Consider the following 14688-nt stretch of genomic DNA (forward strand, 5'->3'; position numbering starts at 1 on the left):
CGGCAAGAAGCGCAGACGACAAAGGGGCGGAGCAGTGATGCTCCGCCCCTACGCATGTCAGGAAATCAGGCGAGAAGAATCAGGCCACGAGCTCGGCGAACAGATCGGCATCGACATTGCCGCCGGAGAGGACGATGACGACGTTCTTGCCGGCGACGTCGAGACGCCCCGCGAGCAGCGCGGCAAGGCCGACGGCCCCTCCCGGCTCCACCACCAGCTTCAGCTCGCGATAGGCGAACGCTACCGCCGCACCGACTTCCTTGTCGGATGCGGTGACGCCGCGCGCGAGCAGCTTGCTGTTGATCGCAAACGTCATCTCGCCGGGGATCAGCGCCATCAGCGCGTCGCAGATGGTGCGGCCTGCCGGCCCATGCGGCTCGCGATGGCCTGCAGTCAGCGAAATGCCGTGATCGTCGAACGCCTCCGGCTCGGCCACCACGATCTGCGCCAGCGGATATCGTGCCTTCACGGCGGTCGCGACGCCGGCGATCAGGCCGCCGCCGGAGGCCGGTGCCACCACGATGTCGGGGCTGAGGCCCAGCGCTGCCATGTCGTCCGCGATCTCGCGGCCGGCGGTGCCTTGGCCAGCGATCACGAAGGGATCGTCATACGGCCTGACCAGCGTCGCGCCGCGCTTCTCGGCGATGCCGCGCGAGATCGCCTCGCGGTCGTCGCGGTCGCGGTCGTACAGCACGACCTCGGCGCCGTAGGATTTAGTGCGCTCGCGCTTGGACAGCGGCGCGTCCGCGGGCATCACGATGGTCGCCTGCATGTCGAGGATCTTGGCCGCCGCCGCCACGCCCTGGGCGTGGTTGCCGGAAGAGAATGCCACGACGCCGCCGGCGCGCTTGTCCTGCGGGATCGAGGCAACCTTGTTGAAGGCGCCGCGGAACTTGAAGGAGCCGGTGCGCTGGAGCATCTCCGGCTTCAGGAACACTTTTGCGCCGACGCGCTCGTTGAGCACGGGAAAGGACAACAGCGGGGTGCGGATGGCGAAGGGTGCGATCACCCGCGCTGCGGCATCGATATCGGCAGGGCCGATCGGAAGGGGCTGTTCGGTCATGGCCGACCTTATCGCGGCGGATGACGCCCGGGCAAGACACCTCCGCGCGAGGGTTTTTCTTCTTCAGGCGACGAAGCGTCGCTGCTCCGCCCCGTTCCGGCCCGGCAGCACCGCACCGACCGCCCTTATGCTGTCGATAAAGGCCCTCGCCGAGGCCTCCCAGGTGTAATTGGCGGCGAATTCGACGCAATCCTGCCGGGAGATGCTGAGCGCGGTGAAGCAGGCGCTGCGCAGATCATGATCGAGGGCCCCGACCGGTGCATCGCCAATCACGTCGCGGGGGCCCTTCACCGGGAAGGCCGCGACCGGCAGGCCGCTTGCGAGCGCTTCCAGCAGGACCAGGCCGAACGTGTCGGTCTTGCTGGGGAACACGAAGACGTCGGCGGCCGCGTAGATTTCCGCCAGCGCCTCGCCGTGCTTCTCGCCGAGGAAGATCGCGTCGGGATAGGCCTCTTCGAGCGAAGCCCGCGCCGGGCCGTCGCCGACGACCACCTTGGTGCCGGGCAGCTTGAGGTCGAGGAACGCCTCGAGATTCTTCTCCACCGCGACGCGGCCGACCGAGAGGAACACCGGGGCCGGCAGGCAGAGATCGATCGCGCGGGGATGGAACAAGTGCGTGTCGACACCGCGCGGCCACAGCACGACATTGTCAAAGCCGCGCTCGGTCAGCTCGCGGGCAAGCGCCGGGGTCGCCGCCATCACGGCGCGGCTGGGCGCATGGAAGCGACGCAGCGCCCGCCAGATCAGCGAGCCCGGAACCGGCACACGGGCGCGGACATATTCAGGGAAGCGAGTGTGGAAGCTGGTCGTGAACGGCAGCTTGCGCTGGCGGCAATAGCGGCGGACCATCAGGCCGATCGGCCCTTCGGTCGCGATATGGATGCTCTCGGGACGGGCTTCCGCGATCAGCTTCGCGATTCGCGCCGGGCGCGGCATCGCGAGCCGCACGTCGCGATAGCTCGGCATCGCGAAGGTGCGGAACGATTGCGGCGTCAGGAAATTGAACTCGACGCCAAGACCTTCGACGCCAACACCTTCAACGCTAAGCCCTTTGGCGGCGTCAGCAAGCTTGGTCAGCGTCCGAACCACACCGTTGACTTGCGGGTGCCAGGCGTCGGTCGCGACCAGGATGCGCATCAGGCGGCCCTTGCTGCCACTTGCGGCACCTGCGCGGGCTTCTGCAACTGATCCGCCCAGGTGATGATCTCGAAATGGCCGTCGTCGTGCTCGACCAGCGCGGTGCAGCTCTCCACCCAGTCGCCGCAGTTCATGTAGCGGATGCCGGCCTCGTCGCGGATCACGGCATAGTGGATGTGGCCGCAGATCACGCCGTCGGCGTCGTGACGGCGCGCTTCGGCGGCGAGCGCCTGCTCGAACGCGCCGATATAGTTGACGGCGTTCTTGACCTTCTGCTTGGCCCATTGCGACAGCGACCAATAGGGCACCTTGAACATGCGCCGGAAGAAGTTGACGAAGCGATTCATCTGGATCGCGAAGTCGTAGGCCTTGTCGCCGAGATGGGCGAGCCAGCGCGCGTTCTGCACCACGAGGTCGAAGATGTCGCCGTGGATGACGAGATAGCGCTTGCCGTCCACGCCGGTGTGGACGGTGTTCTCGACCACGTCGATGCCGCCGAAATGCGTGCCGTAATAGTTGCGCAGGAACTCGTCGTGATTGCCGGGGATGTAGATCACCTTGGCACCCTTGCGCGCCTTGCGCAAAAGCTTCTGCACGAGGTCGTTATGCGATTGCGGCCAGTGCCAGCTCGATTTCAGCGCCCAGCCGTCGACGATGTCGCCGACGAGATAGATCGTCTCGGCGTCATGGTAGCGCAGGAAGTCCAACAGAAGGTCGGCTTGTGAACCGCGGGCTCCGAGATGAACGTCGGAGATGAACAAGGTGCGAAAGCGCCTTTCAGGGCTTTCGTCACTCACATCGTAGCTTCCCATGCGACAGCCTGTAACAATATCCCGTGACAGGGGGATGACCGATTGAACCTTTGAGGCACCCTCAGATACGAATCAAACCTCGCCTCGCCCTCCCCGCGAATATCAGTCGCATGCGACAATCAGGCGACACGAAGCGGCCATGGCTGTCCGCAAAAGCCCGGTCCCCGTCGCCTTGTTGGTTAACGGCCGGGGCCGGCGCGCAGCTCGAAGCCGGCGTCAGTAAAATTTGTGAAAATGATGGATCGGCCCGTGGCCGTGGCCGACGCCGAAGCGGTCGGCAGCAGCAATCGCGGCGCTGATCCAGGCCTTGGCGTTGCGCACCGCCTGCTCGAGAGTCTCGCCCTTGGCGAGACCCGCCGCCACGGCGGAGGACAGCGAACAGCCGGTGCCATGGGTGTTCTTGGTCGCGACGCGGGGCGCGGCGAGCGCGATCGTGCTTTCGGACGTGACGAGATAGTCGATGCTCTCGGCGCCCTCGCCGTGTCCGCCCTTGATCAGGACCGCACGGCAGCCGAGCGCCAGCAACCGGCGCCCCTGGCCTTCGATCCCGGCCTCGCTGGCCGCGGCGGGCTCGCCGAGGAGAGCTGCCGCCTCCGGCAGGTTCGGCGTGATCACCGAGGCCAGCGGCGTCAGTCGCATGCGCAGGGCTTCCACGGCTTCGGACGCCAGCAGGCGGTCGCCCGATGTCGCGACCATCACGGGATCGAGCACCACATGGCGCGGCTTCCAGTGCGCCAGCGCGGCTGCGATCGCATCGATGCTGGCGGCCCGGGCCACCATGCCGATCTTCACCGCGCCGACGTCGAGATCGGAGAACACCGCATCGATCTGCGCGGTGACGAAATCAGCCGGCACCGCATGAATGCCGGTGACGCCGCGCGTGTTCTGCGCCGTCAGCGCCGTGATCGCGGAGGCGCCGTAGACGCCGAGCGCCGCGAAGGTCTTCAGATCCGCCTGGATGCCGGCGCCGCCGCTTGAATCGGAACCTGCAATGGTGAGAGCCACGGGCGTCGTCATCGCCGGATACATTGGTTTGAGAGGGACACCGCCATGCCTTGTCCTAGCGTGCCGCGGATGCGCCAGCAAGCCGGGCCGGCCGCGGGCGCCGCGACGAGCTAACCCATGCCGGTCCGGCCCCGGCGAATCAGCCGGATAAGGGCCCGGCCCGCCTTGTCGTCCCGCGAGTGTGCACATCCCGCGAAAATATGCCCTCGGCATAGCCCGGCCTTGGCGCCCATCCCGGTGAGTGAGACGTTTATTGGCGGATTCGTCCAGCGATGCCATGTTGCGGGCCGGCCCCGGCCGCAATCCTTTCGGGAAGCAATCACATGTTGGCCTACCTCGAACGTATCCTCGACTCCTCGATGCTCTCCCCGCACGGCATCTGCCTGCTCTGGGAGCCCGAGCTGATATGGCTGCATGTCGTTTCGGATGCCTGCATTGCGCTTGCGTATTTCTCGATCCCGTTTGCACTCGCGATCCTCGTCACCAAGCGGCGCGACCTCGAATTCGGGTGGGTCTTCTGGGCGTTCGCCGTCTTCATCATGGCGTGCGGCCTGACGCATGTGCTGTCAATCTACACGCTCTGGGTGCCCGTCTACGGCGTCGAGGGCATCGTCAAGGCGCTCACCGCCGTGGCGTCGGTCATCACCGCGGGAGCGCTCTGGCCGCTTCTGCCGAAGATCCTGACCATCCCCTCGCCGTTCGAGCTCCGGCAGGTCCAGGCCGCGCTCGAGGAGGAGGAGAGCAAGAACCGGGATGCGGCCCAGCTCCTCGGCCAGGTTCGTGAAGCCCAGCGCGCGCTGCGCGAGAGCATGACACGCCTCACCGCCGTGGTCGAGACCGCGGTCGACGGCGTCATCCTGTTCGACGCGCAAGCCCGCATTCTCCTGTTCAATCCCGCCTGCGAACGGTTGTTCGGCTATCGCGCCGACGAGGTCATGAATCTCGACATCGGTATGCTGATGTCCAATGAGGAGAGGCCCTCATCCACGGGTCATACGCTGCGCATCGCAACCGGGGAAGCCGCCGGTGTGCGCAAGGACGGATCGACCTTTCCGATGGATCTGTCGGTGGGCCAGGCGTGGCAGGACGGCGAGCTGATCTACGTCGGCATCGTCCACGACCTGACCACGCGCAAGCTGACCGAGCAGCAGCTCCAGCAGGCGCAGAAGATGGAGACGGTCGGCCAGCTCTCCGGCGGCATCGCCCACGACTTCAACAATCTGCTCACCGTCATCATCGGCAACGCGGAGTTTCTCAGCGAGCAGCTCAGGGCCCGTCCCGACCTCAGGCGCTTCGCCGACGACATCTGCCAGTCGGGCGAACGCGGCGCGGAGCTGACGCAGCGGCTGCTGGCGTTCAGCCGGCGCCAATTGCTGCAACCCCGCGCGATCGAGTGCCGCGAGCTCTTGACCTCCATGCACAAGCTGCTCAAGCGCACCTTGCGCGAAAACATCGAGATCACGACGGCGTTCGGCGCCGGCTCCATCCTCGCCTTCGCCGACCGCGCCCAGCTCGAATCCGCCGTGCTCAATCTCGCGCTCAACGCGCAGGACGCCATGCCGGCGGGCGGGCATCTCACCCTCAGCACCGAGCTCACCGCGATCGACGAGCACTATCGCGTCCAGCATCCGGAGGTGGAGTCCGGCAGCTACGCCCTGATCTCGATCACCGATGACGGCGAGGGCATGACGCCTGACGTCATCGAGCGCGCCTTCGAGCCGTTCTTCACCACCAAGGAGGTCGGCAAGGGCTCGGGCCTCGGCCTCAGCATGGTCTACGGCTTCGCCAAACAATCAGGCGGACACGTCTCGATCTACAGCGAGCCGGGCCTCGGCACGACGGTCCGCATCTATCTGCCGCATGCCGGCGGCGAGCAGTCGCTCGGCGACATCGAGGCGCGCGAGGAGGCTGCGCCCCGGGGGCACGAAACGATCCTGGTCGCCGAGGACGATCCGTTCGTCCGCTCCTCCGTCACGCTGCGCGTGGAGGCGCTGGGATATCGCGTGGTCGCGGCCGTCAACGGCAAGGAGGCCTTGCAGCAGCTTCGCACCAACCCGGCCATCGACCTCCTGTTCACCGACATCGTGATGCCCGGCGGAATGAGCGGCTGGGAGCTCGCCGACCAGGCCCGGCGCATCCGGCCCGGACTCCCGGTCGTGTTCTCCTCCGGCTATGCCCTGGAGACCCTGGTCGAGCAGGGCCGCGCGCACGCGCAATCGATCGTCCTGACCAAGCCCTATCGCAATGCCGAGCTGGCCCGGCGGCTCAGGGAGGCGTTTGCCGGCGCGCCCCTGCCCTCCTAGAGGGCCTTGTAGAGGGGCTTGGCCAGGACCAATCCCTCGGGCAGCCGCGAGGCGGCAAGTTCGCTTGCCAAGCCCCCCCGGTTTTGGCCTATTAGCCGCCAGATATGCCTTCGGAGTGACTGCAATGGTTCCCTTTTTCGTCCAGATCAAATGCAAGCTCGGCCAGTCCTATACGGTCGCCAATGCGCTCGCCGAAGCCGAGATCGCCTCCGAGATCTACTCCACGGCCGGCCATTACGACCTCTTGGTGAAGTTCTACGTCGACAAGGACACCGACATCGGCCACTTCATCAACGAAAAGGTGCAGGTGCTGCCCGGCATCCAGGACACGCTCACCATCATCACCTTCAAGGCGTTCGGCGCGAGCTAGCCTCTAACCAGCATCCTTGCGTTTCGGGCGCGGCGGTCCGTCCACCGGCGGCAGCGACTTGAGGTAATCCGCCATCGCCGCAATGTCCTCATCCGACAATTGCGAGGTGTTCTTGATCACGCGCGCCATCGCGCCGCCGGCGCTGTCGCCCTCGGGCAATTCGCCGGTCTTCAGGAAATTGGCGATATCCTTCACGCTCCATTCGCCGATGCCCTTTTGCGTGATGTTCGGCACCCACCCCTCGCCTTCCGGATTGGGCCCGCCGGCGAAACGCTGCGCGGTGATGATGCCGCCGAGCAGATTGCGCGGGCTGTGACACTCCGCGCAATGGCCGAAGCCGTTGACGAGATAGGCGCCGCGATTCCATTGCGGCGAGTGCGTCGCGTCCACGACGAACGGCCCGCTCTGCATGAACACCAATTTCCAGATGCCGACATTGCGGCGGATGTTGAAGGGAAACGGCAGGTCGTGGTCGCGCACCCTGCCGGACACCGGCGGCAGCGTCTTCAGATAGGCGAAGAGATCGCGAACGTCCTCCACCTTAGCCAGATGATAGGACGTGTAGGGAAATGCCGGGAAGTAGTGCTGGCCCTCGGGCGACACGCCGCGCATCACGGCGCTGACGAATTCGGTCTCGCTCCAGCGCCCGATGCCGTCGGCGGCATCGGGGGAAATGTTGGGCACGTAGAACGTGCCGAACGGCGAGCCGAGCGCCAGGCCCCCGCCGAGCCGCAAGCGGTCGGGCTGGTTGGGCACGGCATGGCAGGAGGAGCATCCGCCGGCATTGAATATCTCCTGCCCGTTGGCAAGATCCGGCGCCCGGGATGGCAACGGCACGGCCGATGCGGCCGGCGCCGTCAACCACCAATAGACGCCGAAGCCTGCAACGGCAGCGATCAGCATGACAAGAATTGTTCGTCGCAGCATCGAGGTATCCCATGGAGATCGGCCGAACTTACGGATTCGCCGGTGGCCGCTCCAGCCACGAATAATTTAGATGGTTTGAGCTTGATCCGGGAATAAACTCCTGCGCGCACTGTTTGCAAGTTGACCGCAATCAGACGTCAACAGGGAGAGACCCATGAACAAAGCAATTTTTGCCACGCTGGCACTCGGAGCTGCCGTCGCGTTCGCCGCCCCGGCCAGCGCGGAGAAACTGAAGGCGACGCTGGACGGCAAGTCCGAGGTGCCCGCCACCACCACCAGCGGCACCGGAACGGCCGATCTCGACTATGACGCCGCCAGCAAGAAGCTCTCCTGGAAGGTGACCTATTCCGGCCTCTCCGGCCCCGCCACCGCCGCTCATTTCCACGGGCCCGCCGAGGCCGGCAAGAACGCCGGCGTAGCGATCGCGATCCCGAATGCGACGTCGAGCCCGGTCGAGGGCTCTGCGACGCTGACCGACGCGCAGGCCGCCGATCTGCTGGCCGGCAAGCTCTACGTCAACATCCACACGGCGGCGAATCCGGGCGGCGAGATCCGCGGCCAGGTGACGAAGTAAGCGAAAACGCGGCTTCGTCGCGGAAAGGCCGGACGCAAGGAGGGAGCGTCCGGCCTTTTCGATTCGGGCGAGGACCTTAACGTGCGGGAATGTCCGGACCTCGTGCCTTGCCAGCCTCGCGCGTTCCGCCGTAAACTTCGGCCTCACCAATCTCCAGAGTGGCACCGTGCGGCTCGTTTCCAGCGTTTTCGATCGGCCCGGCGACGCCGGCATCAGAAGATCGGCGCGCGCGCCGTGGCACGTTGTGCCAGGCCTCGTCGCCGCCGGAGCGTTTCTTTGCTTCTTCGGACCGGTGCTCGCGCAGAGCGACATGGAAAAGCAGGCTCAATGCGAGCTGTCCGCAATCCGCGATACACGATCGCCCCTTGCCGTGCAGTACATCCGCTCCGCCTGCAACTGGCTCGTCGTCAACGGCGATTCCCTGTTGAACGCATCCAGCAAGGGCTATTACGTCTGCCTCGTGCGGCAGCTCTCGGGCGCGCAGAGCAACGAGGCTGCCGCGGCGATCATGTCGGCATGCCGCGCGTCCAATCCGCTTTGATCCCCCCGCTCAAGCCGCGTTCAGCGCCTGCGCGAGGTCCGCGATCAGATCCGACGGGTTCTCGATGCCGATCGACAGCCGGATCGTGGAATCGAGCACGCCGATCTTCTGGCGGATGTCGGCGGGAACGCCGGAATGGGTCATCGTCGCCGGCAGGCTGGCCAGCGACTCCGTGCCGCCGAGGCTCACCGCCAGCTTGAGGATTTGCAGCGCGTTGAGGAATTTGACCGCGGCCTCCTTGCCGCCGGCGATGTCGAACGAGAATGTCGATCCCGCCCCCAGGCACTGCCTCGCAAACACACGCCCCGCCGGCGATGCCTCCTCGTGATGACCGAGATAGTGGACCTTGGCCACCTTGGGATGATCGCGCAAATAAGCCGCCACGAGGCGCGCATTCGCATCGGCTTTTTCCATGCGCAGGCTCAGCGTCTCGAGCGAGCGGTTGATCATCCAGCAGGAATGCGGATCGAGCTGGGTGCCGATGGCGCCGCGCAGCGCCTTGATGCCCTTCATGATCGCCTTCGCGCCGAGCGCGGCGCCCGCGATCAGGTCGGAGTGACCGCCGACATATTTGGTCAGCGAGTACAGCGAAAGGTCCGCGCCATGCTCGATCGGCCGCTGAAACACCGGCCCGAGCAGCGTATTGTCGCAGGCGATGATCGGCATATGCCCCTGGGCCTTTCCGATCGCGTCGGCGATGCGGCGGATCATCGCGACGTCGACGAGGCCATTGGTCGGGTTGGCCGGGGTCTCGATCAGGATCATCGAAACCCGGCCCTTGCCCATCGCCTCCTCCGAGGCCTGCTTGACCGCCGCCTCGTCGATGCCATCGGCAAAGCCGACGGCGCCGATCGACAGGCGCGCAAGCGTGTTGGTCAGCAGGGTTTCCGTCCCGCCATAGAGCGGCTGGGAGTGCAGGATGACGTCGCCGGGGCGCACGAAGGCGAGGATCGTGGTTGCGATGGCCGCCATGCCGGAGGAGAACAGCGCGCAACTCTCGGTGCGCTCATAGACCGCGAGCCTGTCCTCGACGATCTCGCTGTTGGGGTGGTTGAAGCGCGAATAGACCAGGCCCGCGCCCATCCCCTCCGGCGGCTCGCGCCGGCCGGCGACGAAATCGAAGAAGTCCTGCCCGTCCTCGGCGGTCCTGAACACGAAGGTCGAGGTCAGGAACACCGGCGGCTTGATGGCGCCTTCCGACAGCTGCGGATCATAGCCATAGGTCAGCATCAGCGTTTCCGGATGCAGCATATGGTTGCCGATGTGGGTCTTCGACGGAAAGGGTTTTACCATGGCCAGTCTCGCTGTTGACTAGGATCCGCGCCGCGCGTTGGAACTCCAAACATCGTGAGGCAATCGGGAGCGAGATGCGCCGGCATCCAGCAGGTCGAATCAACGCCGCGGCGGCTCGACCGAAGATAACCACTCTCACAACGATCCGTCAGGTCTTGGCAACAGAATTAGCTCTGGACATCACGCCTGGAACAGGAAAAGCCCGGCACATCTCGACGCACTCTGACCTGAGGCGCGCGACGACCACATCGTTGCCGTTCGCCTGCAGAGCCGCCGCAATGAACTCGCCGATACGACGCATTTCGGGCTCTCCCATGCCACGCGTAGTCGCCGCCGGTGTCCCAAGGCGAATACCGCTCGGCCTGAGCGGCGGGCGCGGATCGTCCGGAATCACTTGCTTGTTTGTGGTGATGGCTATGGCATCAAGCACATCCTCGGCGGCCCGCCCGTCCAGTCCGACGGACGCTGCCGTATCGACGACCATCATGTGATTGTCCGTTCCGTCCGTGACCAGCTTCATCCCGCGCTCCATCAGCGCGCCGGCAAGAACCTTCGCGTTGCGCAAAACCTGCCGCGCGTAAACCTGGAAATCCGAGGTCGCCGCCTTCTTGAGCGTCACGGCAATCCCGGCCACGACGTTCATGTGAGGTCCGCCCTGCAAACCGGGAAATACGGAAGCATCGATCCGACCGGCATTTTCTTTCCGGCACAGGATGATCCCGCCCCGGGGGCCGCGCAGTGTCTTGTGGGATGTCGTCGTCATGACGTCGAAGCCGGCATCAAGCGGATTGCGCATGACATTCGCGGCAACCAATCCGCCATAGTGGCTCACGTCAGCCATCGTGAGCGCGCCAACTTCGTCGGCAATACTCTTGAATGCCGCATAGTCCAGGTCGCGCGGATAGGAGCTGTAACCGCACAACACCATCTTCGGACGCGCTTCACGCGCAATCGCGCGCAATTCGTCGAAATCTATCGCGCCGCCGTTTGACGGAGCCGTCTTGTAGCGAATGAAGTTGAACAAACGCCCCATGTGGGACACCGGCGCGCCGTGGGTGAGATGACCGCCATGGGACAGGTCCATGGCGAGAATGGTGTCGCCGGGCTCCAACAGGCCGAGATAGACGGCCTGATTCATCGGTGATCCGGAAAGAGGCTGAACGTTGGCGTGCTCGGCACGAAAAAGCGAGCAAGCGCGCTCGCGTGCGAGGCGCTCGATTTCGTCCGTATACTGCTGGCCGCCGTAGTATCTGCGTCCCGGATATCCCTCGGAATATTTATTGGTGAAGACCGATCCGAGCAGCTCAAGCACCTCCGGGTAGGTGTAATTCTCGGACGGAATCAGTTCGACGCCGTCCTGTTGGCGGCGCTCTTCCCCCGCAAGGGCGGCGGCGATCTCTTGATCGTTGATGGACAGTTCGTTGCGAAACGACGGCATGCTCGGGCTCCTCAACACGCTGTTTTTCCAGCAGATTGGTTGCCCAGGCGATCGGCGTCGGAACCCTTCGCGCTTCACCGTGGTCGATTCCACGTTAGCTCGCCAGTCGCGCGATAGGACGAATGAGCACGGAGACTCTTCGTAAAGTAAAGCTTAGCCGACCTGCGGACCTGCAGCAACTACCGGTTCCCGCAGGCCGTGCCGGTTGAGGCAACGCTCGGAGCCGCATGAGCGAAGCGACATGCGGGGTCACCTTCCCGGATATCGCTGCGCTCATCCGGGCTTCGAGGTCGAGCGTGGAAAAAAGTGAGGTGGCTACTTCAACTTCAGCCGATACGTCTCGTGGCAGTCGGTGCAACGATCGTTGATCGCGGTATAGGCGGCCTTGAGGCTCGCGACGTCGGTGATCTTGCCCTTGACCTGCGCGATCGCCTTCTGCACCGGCGGGATCTTGGAGTCGAAATCGGCCTTGTTCTTCCAGACCTTCGGCGAGGCCCCATAGGTCGCGTTCACCACGTCCTGCTTGGGATTGACCTCGAAGGTCTTGGCGATCTTGGCGACGTCGGTCTCGAGATTGGCGATCGCCTCGTCGGCGGCCTTCTGGTCGTAGGGGATATCGCCCTTGGTCATCTTCAGGATGACCGTATAGAGGCTCTTGGCCTGCGAGCGCATCAGATTATCCTGTTGAACCGCGACCTCCTGCTGCGCCATCACGGCGCCCGCGCCCAATAGCAGGGTCGTCACGACAATCATCGTCCGTTTCATTGGTTAGTTTCTCCGACTCGCAAATGCCTTGGGATTGGACCCTCCACCCGCTTCACGGGAGTCGCGATCCATCCATGGATAGAACCCCGCGCGGGGCGTTTATTCCCGCGCGGCAGGATTGTGGCTTACAGGCTGTGACGGCGACGGTGCTCGCTGATGGCGATCCACACCCGTTCCGGGGTCGCCGGCATGTCGATGTGGTCGATCTTGTACTCGCGCCAGAGCCCGTCGACGATGGCGTTGACGACGGCCGGACAGGAGCCGATCGCGCCGGCCTCGCCCGCCCCCTTCACGCCCATGGGATTGGTCTTGCATGGAACGTTGGCGGTCTCGAACACGAAGTCCGGACCATCAGCCGCCCGCGGCAGCGCGTAGTCCATGAAGGTCGCGGTGATCAGCTGGCCGTCACCGGCCCCGTAGACCACCTGCTCCATCAAGGCCTGGCCGATGCCCTGCATGGCGCCGCCATGCACCTGCCCGGCGAGCAGCAGCGGGTTGAGCGTCTTGCCGAAATCGTCGACGATCACGTAGTTGACGATCTTGATGATGCCGGTCGCCGGATCGATCTCGACCTCCGCGACATGGGTGCCGTTGGGATAGGTGCCGTCCGCGCTGGCGAAGGTGGCGCTGCCGTTCAGCTTCGACGGATCGACGCCCGGCCGCTTGGCGAGATCGGCGAACGAGATCGAACGGTCGGTGCCGGCGATGCGCAACACGCCCTCCGATATCTCGAGGTCGCCGGCGCTGGCTTCCAGCGCCTGCGCCGCGATCTCCTTCAGCTTCGCGCCGAGCTCGCGCGTGGCGCGCTCGACGCTGACGCCGCCTGACGGGATCGAAGCCGAGCCGCCGGTGCCGAGACCGGTCGCGATCTCGTCGGTATCGCCCTGACGGACGTGGACGCGCTCCGGCGCCACGCCGAACTGCTCGGCGACGATCTGCGCATAGGCGGTCTGGTGCCCCTGTCCGCTCGACTGCGTGCCGATCAGGACAGTGACGTCGCCATTGGGATCGAGGCGGACGTTGGCCGTCTCCTCACCCATCACGCCGCAAATCTCGACATAGCTCGCAAGGCCGATGCCGCGAATGAGCCCCTGCTTCTTGGCCGCCTTGGCGCGCTTGGGAAACTCCTTCCACTCGGCGATCTCCATGGCGCGCTTCAGATGCGCGGCGAAGTCGCCGGAATCATAGACCTTGCCCGTGGCCGTCTTGTACGGCAGCGCCTTTGGCTGGATGAAGTTCTTGCGGCGGATGGCGTCCGGCGTCATGTCGAGTTTTCGCGCGCACGCGTCCACGAGGCGCTCGATGACATAGGCCGCCTCGGGCCGGCCCGCGCCGCGATAGGCGTCGACCGGCACGCTGTGGGTGAAGATGGTGCGCACCCGGCAGTGGAAGGCCTGGATGTCGTAGAGGCCCGGCAGCATGCCGGCGCCGCCATGCGGGATATAGGGCCCGAAGGTCGACAGATACGCGCCCATGTCGCCCATCAAGTCGCAATCCATGGCGAGGAACTTGCCGTCTTCAGTCAGCGCCATCTTCGCGGTGGTGACGTTGTCGCGGCCCTGCGCGTCGCCCATGAAATGCTCGGAGCGGTCGGCTGCCCATTTCACCGCCTTCTTCAGTTGCCGCGCGGCAACCGCCATCAGGGCGTATTCGCGGTACGGAAACAGTTTTGTGCCGAAGCCGCCGCCGACGTCGGGGCAGATCACCCGCATCTTCTCGGTCGGGATGTTCAGCACGTTCTGGCAGAGGATGTCGCGCAGACGATGGCTGCCCTGGCTGCCGACCGTCAGCGTCAGATGGTCGCGCTTGGCGTCATATTCGCAGACCGCCGCGCGCGTCTCCATGAAGCTTGCGACCACGCGCGGATTGACGATGGCGATCTCGGCGACCGCATGCGCCTTGGCAAAGGCAGCTTCGATCGCGGCTTTGTCACCAATCGAAACATCGAACAGCACGTTGCCGGCCTTGTCCGGCCAGACCTGCGGCGCGCCCTTCTTCACGGCGTTGACGACGCCGGTCACCGCCGGCAGCGGGCTCCATTTGACCTCGATCGCCTCGATCGCGTCGCGGGCCTGGTCGATGGTCTCGGCGACCACGAAGGCGATGGAATCGCCGACATGGCGCACTTCATCCTTCGCGAGGATCGGGTATGGCGGGCCGGTGAAGGGATCGGTCTCGAGATTGAACAGGCAGGGCAGATTGCCGAGATCCCCAACGTCGGCGGCGGTCAGGATCAGCGCGACGCCGGGCAGCGTACGGGCGCGGCTCGCATCGATGGTGTATTTAGCATGCGCGTGCGGCGAGCGCAGCATCAAGCAGCGGAGCGCAGCCTGCGGCGCGTAATCGTCGGTATAGCGGCCCTTGCCGCGGATGAGCGCGTCATCCTCCTTGCGCAGCACACTTTGGCCAACGCCGAACTTGATGGGAGCAGCCATTTTCTATCCCGTTCTCATGGTTGTT

General features: G+C 65.0%; 14 protein-coding genes and 1 riboswitch. Of the genes, 4 read left to right on the forward strand and 10 right to left on the reverse strand.

Annotation, left to right across the window (positions count from 1 at the left end; all coding sequences use genetic code 11):
- Positions 1 to 79: 79 nt before the first annotated feature.
- The 4 genes from AAFG50_RS29360 to thiD all read right to left on the reverse strand — a co-directional run bounded on the left by AAFG50_RS29360 (position 80) and on the right by thiD (position 4029).
- Positions 80 to 1063, reverse strand: a complete 984-nt coding sequence (locus tag AAFG50_RS29360) for a threonine/serine dehydratase (RefSeq protein ID WP_028173236.1) — start codon at positions 1061 to 1063, stop codon at positions 80 to 82.
- Between the two features lie 63 nt (positions 1064 to 1126).
- Entirely contained in the window at positions 1127 to 2200 is a 1074-nt protein-coding gene (locus tag AAFG50_RS29365; protein WP_028173235.1) for a glycosyltransferase family 1 protein, read from the reverse strand.
- Positions 2200 to 3012 (reverse strand): UDP-2,3-diacylglucosamine diphosphatase, encoded by an 813-nt coding sequence (locus tag AAFG50_RS29370; protein ID WP_060908231.1) that lies wholly within the window; start codon positions 3010 to 3012, stop codon positions 2200 to 2202. The genes AAFG50_RS29365 and AAFG50_RS29370 overlap by 1 nt, the downstream gene beginning before the upstream one ends.
- A gap of 216 nt (positions 3013 to 3228) precedes the next feature.
- On the reverse strand, positions 3229 to 4029 hold the full coding sequence (gene thiD, locus AAFG50_RS29375) for a bifunctional hydroxymethylpyrimidine kinase/phosphomethylpyrimidine kinase (RefSeq protein WP_028173233.1): 801 nt from the start codon (positions 4027 to 4029) through the stop codon (positions 3229 to 3231).
- A gap of 311 nt (positions 4030 to 4340) precedes the next feature.
- Between thiD and AAFG50_RS29380 the strand changes: the two genes are divergently transcribed.
- Together AAFG50_RS29380 and AAFG50_RS29385 are read left to right on the forward strand one after the other, a co-directional pair.
- Positions 4341 to 6320 carry a PAS domain-containing sensor histidine kinase gene (locus AAFG50_RS29380; RefSeq protein WP_231166540.1) on the forward strand — a complete coding sequence of 660 codons (1980 nt, stop codon included), beginning with the start codon at positions 4341 to 4343 and terminating at the stop codon, positions 6318 to 6320.
- Positions 6321 to 6444: 124 nt separating this feature from the next.
- Positions 6445 to 6690: an Lrp/AsnC family transcriptional regulator gene (locus tag AAFG50_RS29385; protein WP_014493934.1), complete on the forward strand. Its 246-nt coding sequence runs from the start codon at positions 6445 to 6447 to the stop codon at positions 6688 to 6690.
- Positions 6691 to 6693: 3 nt separating this feature from the next.
- Here AAFG50_RS29385 and AAFG50_RS29390 read toward each other — a convergent pair whose 3' ends face one another.
- A complete protein-coding gene (locus AAFG50_RS29390; RefSeq protein ID WP_028173231.1) occupies positions 6694 to 7617 on the reverse strand; it encodes a c-type cytochrome in 924 nt (307 codons plus the stop codon).
- A 154-nt stretch (positions 7618 to 7771) separates the two neighbouring features.
- On the opposite strand from AAFG50_RS29390, the gene AAFG50_RS29395 reads away from it, so the two are divergent.
- Positions 7772 to 8191, forward strand: a complete 420-nt coding sequence (locus AAFG50_RS29395) for a CHRD domain-containing protein (protein ID WP_011088650.1) — start codon at positions 7772 to 7774, stop codon at positions 8189 to 8191.
- 76 nt (positions 8192 to 8267) lie between these two features.
- Here the strand turns inward: AAFG50_RS29395 and AAFG50_RS29400 are convergent, their stop codons facing one another.
- Complete coding sequence (locus AAFG50_RS29400; protein WP_162494043.1) at positions 8268 to 8519, reverse strand: hypothetical protein; 252 nt, start codon at positions 8517 to 8519, stop codon at positions 8268 to 8270.
- On the opposite strand from AAFG50_RS29400, the gene AAFG50_RS29405 reads away from it, so the two are divergent.
- Positions 8502 to 8732, forward strand: coding sequence for a VF_A0006 family four-cysteine protein (locus AAFG50_RS29405; RefSeq protein ID WP_231166541.1), 231 nt, complete (start codon positions 8502 to 8504; stop codon positions 8730 to 8732). The two genes, AAFG50_RS29400 and AAFG50_RS29405, sit on opposite strands and share 18 nt — an antisense overlap.
- 9 nt (positions 8733 to 8741) lie before the next feature.
- On the opposite strand, the gene AAFG50_RS29410 is transcribed toward AAFG50_RS29405, so the two are convergent.
- The 4 genes from AAFG50_RS29410 to AAFG50_RS29425 form a co-directional block, all read right to left on the reverse strand.
- Positions 8742 to 10025 (reverse strand): cystathionine gamma-synthase family protein, encoded by a 1284-nt coding sequence (locus AAFG50_RS29410; RefSeq protein WP_028173229.1) that lies wholly within the window; start codon positions 10023 to 10025, stop codon positions 8742 to 8744.
- Between the two features lie 148 nt (positions 10026 to 10173).
- A complete protein-coding gene (gene glyA, locus AAFG50_RS29415; protein ID WP_028173228.1) occupies positions 10174 to 11463 on the reverse strand; it encodes a serine hydroxymethyltransferase in 1290 nt (429 codons plus the stop codon).
- Between the two features lie 34 nt (positions 11464 to 11497).
- A riboswitch (ZMP/ZTP riboswitch) is annotated at positions 11498 to 11583 on the reverse strand.
- Between the two features lie 195 nt (positions 11584 to 11778).
- Positions 11779 to 12228 (reverse strand): cytochrome c, encoded by a 450-nt coding sequence (locus tag AAFG50_RS29420; RefSeq protein WP_028173227.1) that lies wholly within the window; start codon positions 12226 to 12228, stop codon positions 11779 to 11781.
- Positions 12229 to 12353: 125 nt separating this feature from the next.
- Complete coding sequence (locus tag AAFG50_RS29425) at positions 12354 to 14663, reverse strand: xanthine dehydrogenase family protein molybdopterin-binding subunit (RefSeq protein ID WP_028173226.1); 2310 nt, start codon at positions 14661 to 14663, stop codon at positions 12354 to 12356.
- Between the last annotated feature and the right edge of the window lie 25 nt (positions 14664 to 14688).

The sequence above is a fragment of the Bradyrhizobium sp. B039 genome, from assembly GCF_038965675.1.
Taxonomy (GTDB): domain Bacteria; phylum Pseudomonadota; class Alphaproteobacteria; order Rhizobiales; family Xanthobacteraceae; genus Bradyrhizobium; species Bradyrhizobium diazoefficiens.

Coding starts and splice junctions, on each gene's coding strand:
- AAFG50_RS29360 (WP_028173236.1), bottom strand. CDS start 1,063: ATGACCGAACAGCCCCTTCCGATCGGCCCTGCCGATATCGATGCCGCA.
- AAFG50_RS29365 (WP_028173235.1), bottom strand. CDS start 2,200: ATGCGCATCCTGGTCGCGACCGACGCCTGGCACCCGCAAGTCAACGGT.
- AAFG50_RS29370 (WP_060908231.1), bottom strand. CDS start 3,012: ATGGGAAGCTACGATGTGAGTGACGAAAGCCCTGAAAGGCGCTTTCGC.
- thiD (WP_028173233.1), bottom strand. CDS start 4,029: ATGACGACGCCCGTGGCTCTCACCATTGCAGGTTCCGATTCAAGCGGC.
- AAFG50_RS29380 (WP_231166540.1), top strand. CDS start 4,341: ATGTTGGCCTACCTCGAACGTATCCTCGACTCCTCGATGCTCTCCCCG.
- AAFG50_RS29385 (WP_014493934.1), top strand. CDS start 6,445: ATGGTTCCCTTTTTCGTCCAGATCAAATGCAAGCTCGGCCAGTCCTAT.
- AAFG50_RS29390 (WP_028173231.1), bottom strand. CDS start 7,617: ATGCTGCGACGAACAATTCTTGTCATGCTGATCGCTGCCGTTGCAGGC.
- AAFG50_RS29395 (WP_011088650.1), top strand. CDS start 7,772: ATGAACAAAGCAATTTTTGCCACGCTGGCACTCGGAGCTGCCGTCGCG.
- AAFG50_RS29405 (WP_231166541.1), top strand. CDS start 8,502: ATGGAAAAGCAGGCTCAATGCGAGCTGTCCGCAATCCGCGATACACGA.
- AAFG50_RS29410 (WP_028173229.1), bottom strand. CDS start 10,025: ATGGTAAAACCCTTTCCGTCGAAGACCCACATCGGCAACCATATGCTG.
- glyA (WP_028173228.1), bottom strand. CDS start 11,463: ATGCCGTCGTTTCGCAACGAACTGTCCATCAACGATCAAGAGATCGCC.
- AAFG50_RS29420 (WP_028173227.1), bottom strand. CDS start 12,228: ATGAAACGGACGATGATTGTCGTGACGACCCTGCTATTGGGCGCGGGC.
- AAFG50_RS29425 (WP_028173226.1), bottom strand. CDS start 14,663: ATGGCTGCTCCCATCAAGTTCGGCGTTGGCCAAAGTGTGCTGCGCAAG.